The 3,378-nt window shown below is 70.6% G+C and carries 3 protein-coding genes and 1 pseudogene; 2 read left to right on the top strand and 2 right to left on the bottom strand.

Annotated elements, in window-relative coordinates; genetic code table 11:
- The coding region (locus tag AOK01_RS45190; RefSeq protein WP_483855248.1) for a GNAT family N-acetyltransferase at nucleotides 1–264 on the top strand (264 nt) is incomplete at its 5' end.
- Between the two features lie 30 nt (nucleotides 265–294).
- On the opposite strand, the gene AOK01_RS21185 is transcribed toward AOK01_RS45190, so the two are convergent.
- The gene (locus AOK01_RS21185; protein WP_055514030.1) at nucleotides 295–1,074 is read right to left on the bottom strand and encodes a GNAT family N-acetyltransferase; all 780 of its coding nucleotides are present in this window, start codon (nucleotides 1,072–1,074) and stop codon (nucleotides 295–297) included.
- Nucleotides 1,075–1,300: 226 nt separating this feature from the next.
- On the opposite strand from AOK01_RS21185, the gene AOK01_RS21190 reads away from it, so the two are divergent.
- Complete coding sequence (locus AOK01_RS21190; protein WP_213862123.1) at nucleotides 1,301–2,431, top strand: acyltransferase family protein; 1,131 nt, start codon at nucleotides 1,301–1,303, stop codon at nucleotides 2,429–2,431.
- Between the two features lie 51 nt (nucleotides 2,432–2,482).
- Here the strand turns inward: AOK01_RS21190 and AOK01_RS21195 are convergent.
- Nucleotides 2,483–3,335 (bottom strand): annotated as a pseudogene (locus tag AOK01_RS21195) (GNAT family N-acetyltransferase).
- Nucleotides 3,336–3,378 lie beyond the last annotated feature (43 nt).

Consider the following 3,378-nt stretch of genomic DNA (forward strand, 5'->3'; position numbering starts at 1 on the left):
TCCATCAGAAGGGCCCTAGTCGTGCCGGGCGACGGCCGGGGCGACGGACAGCACTACGGGACCGGTGTGCTGCCCGAGCACCGGGGCCACGGTCTCGGCCTCTGGATGAAGGCGGAGTCCGTCCGCCGGGCGCGCGAGCGCCACCCGGAACTCGGAGGCCTGCTCACCGACACGGCCGACAGCAACACGCACATGCGGGGCATCAACGACGTACTCGGCTATCTGCCGACGCACGCGGCGGTGGAGTACCAGCTCGATCTGTGAGGCGGCGCACGCATCGCCGGACGGTACGGTCTACGGCGCCGCGCGAACGTACGGAGTGGTCGTGGTGAGCGGGGCGAAACCGAGCCGCTGGAGAATGGGACGGCTCTGGTCGGAGGCGTCGACCTGAAGGTAGCGGTAGCCACGGTCGGTGGCGATGCGGGCTCGGTGGGCGACCAGGGCGCGGTAGATGCCGCGACCGCGCCAGGCCTCGACGGTGCCGCCGCCCCACAGGCCCGCGAACCGTGTGCCGGGGATGAGTTCCATCCGGGCCGAGCTGACCGGGACGTCACCGGCGAGGGCCACGACCGCGACCACGGTGTCCGGGTTCTCGGTGAGCTGGGCGAGCAGCTGGTGGCGGAGCCGGGTGCCGGGCGTGCCGAAGGCCTGCTCGTGGACGTCGACCACGAGGTCGATGCCGGTGGCGTCGGTGACGGGCCTCAGCTCGACGCCCGGTGGTGGCGCGGCGTCGAGATCCAGCTCACCGGCCTCGCTGACCATCAGGGTCTCCTCCGGCTCGGGTGTGAACCCGGCGGCCCGCAGGCGCTCTCCCAGGTCGTCCGGCCGGTCGTGCCCGTACAGCTTCCACTCGAACTCGCGGCCGAGCTCCGCGAAATGGCGTGTCTGCTCGGCGATCGCGGCGTCCGCGTCGGACTCCGTGAGGTCCGACCAGAGCACTCCGTTCCAGCCCTGCTCGGGTCCCACGTGCCGCACCACCCCGCCGACGCGCTCCACCACGGAGTCGGGACCGTAGGGTTGCGCGCGCTCACGCATGTCCCGGTCGAACAGTGCCAGTACCGCTTCGTGATCCATCCCGCCACTCCAGCATCCGCGGGCCGACCGGGCAACGGAGTTTCGGCGGGGACCCTGGAATATCCCCTGGTCACGGCCGCCTCCTACCGATCACACGGCCTCGTGGCGGTCAAGGCCCACCCCGACGCCGCACCAGACCTCAGGGCGAACGCAGGGCACGACTGAACCGTACGTGAGGGGGCAGGCGGGAGAGATCGACTCACCGCCACCAAGGCCAGGAGATGTGGTGTCGCACGATCTGTCAGCCTCCGCCACCGCCGTGCCCGCCGCACCCGCCGCACCACGGGAAGGCCTGGCCAGGACTTCGGCCAAGTCGGCGTCCGCCCGGCGGGACCCGTACTTCGACAACGCGAAGTACCTCACCATCGTGCTGGTGGCCTGTGGTCACGCCTGGGAACCCCTGACCCACGGAAGCCGGGCCGCGACCGCCGCATATCTGACCGTCTACGCCTTCCACATGCCCGCGTTCGCGCTCATCTCCGGCTACTTCTCGCGGAGCTTCGACATGGCGCCCGGCCGGGTGCGCCGGCTTCTGACGAGCGTCGTCGTGCCGTATCTGGTCTTCGAGACCGCCTACACGCTCTTCTATCGGTGGGCGCAGGACGATCCCGGCTATCCGCTGAGTCTGCTGGACCCCTGGTACGTGATGTGGTTCCTGGTCGCGCTCTTCGTGTGGCGGCTCACCACCCCCATCTGGCTGACGCTCCGTCATCCAGTGCCGGTGGCACTGGGCTTCGCGGTGCTGGCGGCCGTCTCACCGGATCTGGGCGGGGACATCTCGATCCAACGGGTCCTGGGATTCCTGCCGTTCTTCGTGCTCGGTCTGACGCTGCGCGCCGAGCACTTCGAGCGGCTGCGGACCTGGCGCGTACGGCTGCTCGCGCTGCCGGTGATCGCCGCGGCGCTGGTCACGGCGTACGGGGTGGCGCCCTGGTTCGGTGCGGGGTGGTTCTACCACCGGGGCAGCGTCACGGGCCAGGGCGTGCCGAACTGGGTGGGGCTGTTCACCACTCCGGCGCTGTTCGCCCTCGCCCTGGTCCTGACCGCCTGCTTCCTGTCCTGGATTCCCGGGCGGCAGCTGTGGTGCACGGCGCTGGGGGCGGGGACGATGTACGGCTATCTGCTGCACGGTTTCGTCATCAAGTCGTCCCGCTTCTGGGACTGGTACGACCACCCCTGGCTGCATACCCCGCTCGGCGAACTGACCGTCACGGTGGCCGCCGTGGCGCTCATCACCGTGCTGTGTTCCGGCCCGGTCCGGGCGGTGTTCCGGTTCGTCGTCGAGCCGCGGATGGAGTGGCTGTTCAACCGTCGCGACGAGACCGCGACGGCTGCCGCACGCCCGGACAGGACCTGACCGAGCCGAGCCGAGCTGAGCCGGATCGGGCTTGACCGAGCCGGACAGGGCCTATCCGAGTTCGAGTGTGGTGACCCCGTACACGCGGTCCGTGGCGTACGGCCGTACGGGCCCGGTGTACATCCGGGCCGTCTCGAACGACGGCGTGAGGCCGTGCTCCTCGGCCAGCGCGACACCCACCGCGCTCGTCTCGGGGATGTCGACGGCGACCCGTCGGCCGCCGGCCTCGGCGGCCAGTGCGGCGAAGAGGGCGCGGGCGTCGTCCGGGGCGTCCGCGAACAGCGGGCCGATACGCAGGGAGTCGGCGGCGGGCCGGATCACTCCGTAGCCGGTGAGCCGCCCGCCGACGACACGCACCAGGGCCCGGTGTCCGGTGCCGCCGAGCCAGCGCTCCACGAACTGCGGACGGTCGGCGGGGTAACAGCCCCTGTCGTACGCGACGACCGCCTCGACGTCACTCTTCTCGGCACCACGGACACCGGTGGCTGTAGCTGTCGCGGTGGCTGTAGCTGTGGCGGTGGCCGACCTCGCTGCCGGGACTCCTGCGAACCGGAAGGTCTTGTAGGCGAGTTCGAACCCCGACTGCCGGTAGTTGCCCTGCTGTGCGACCACGCCGTCGAGTCCCACGGTCCGTCCGCCCGCGTGGGCCAGGGCCGTCTTCCAGGTGGCGATTCCGTAGCCGCGGCCACGCAGGTCCGGCCGGACGAGGTAACAGCCCAGAAAGGCGTACTCGGCACCGTAGTTGACGACGGAGATCGCCGAGACCGGTTCGCCGTCGATCCGGCCGAGGAAGAACCCGTCGGGGTCCTGGGCGAAGAAGCACGGCCCGTCCGACACCCCGGGGTCCCCCCCCTCGTCCCCAGGCCTGGGTGACGACGAGGCCTTCGGGGTTCGGCGAGGTCATCGATGCGCTCCGTTCGTGGGGAGAGGGGAAGAGGGGGAAGAAG

It is taken from the genome of Streptomyces aurantiacus, from assembly GCF_001418335.1.
In the GTDB taxonomy this organism is placed as follows: domain Bacteria; phylum Actinomycetota; class Actinomycetes; order Streptomycetales; family Streptomycetaceae; genus Streptomyces; species Streptomyces aurantiacus.

Excerpts from the sequence above, each read along its gene's own strand:
- AOK01_RS21185 (WP_055514030.1), bottom strand. The coding sequence starts at position 1,074 with ATGGATCACGAAGCGGTACTGGCACTGTTCGACCGGGACATGCGTGAG.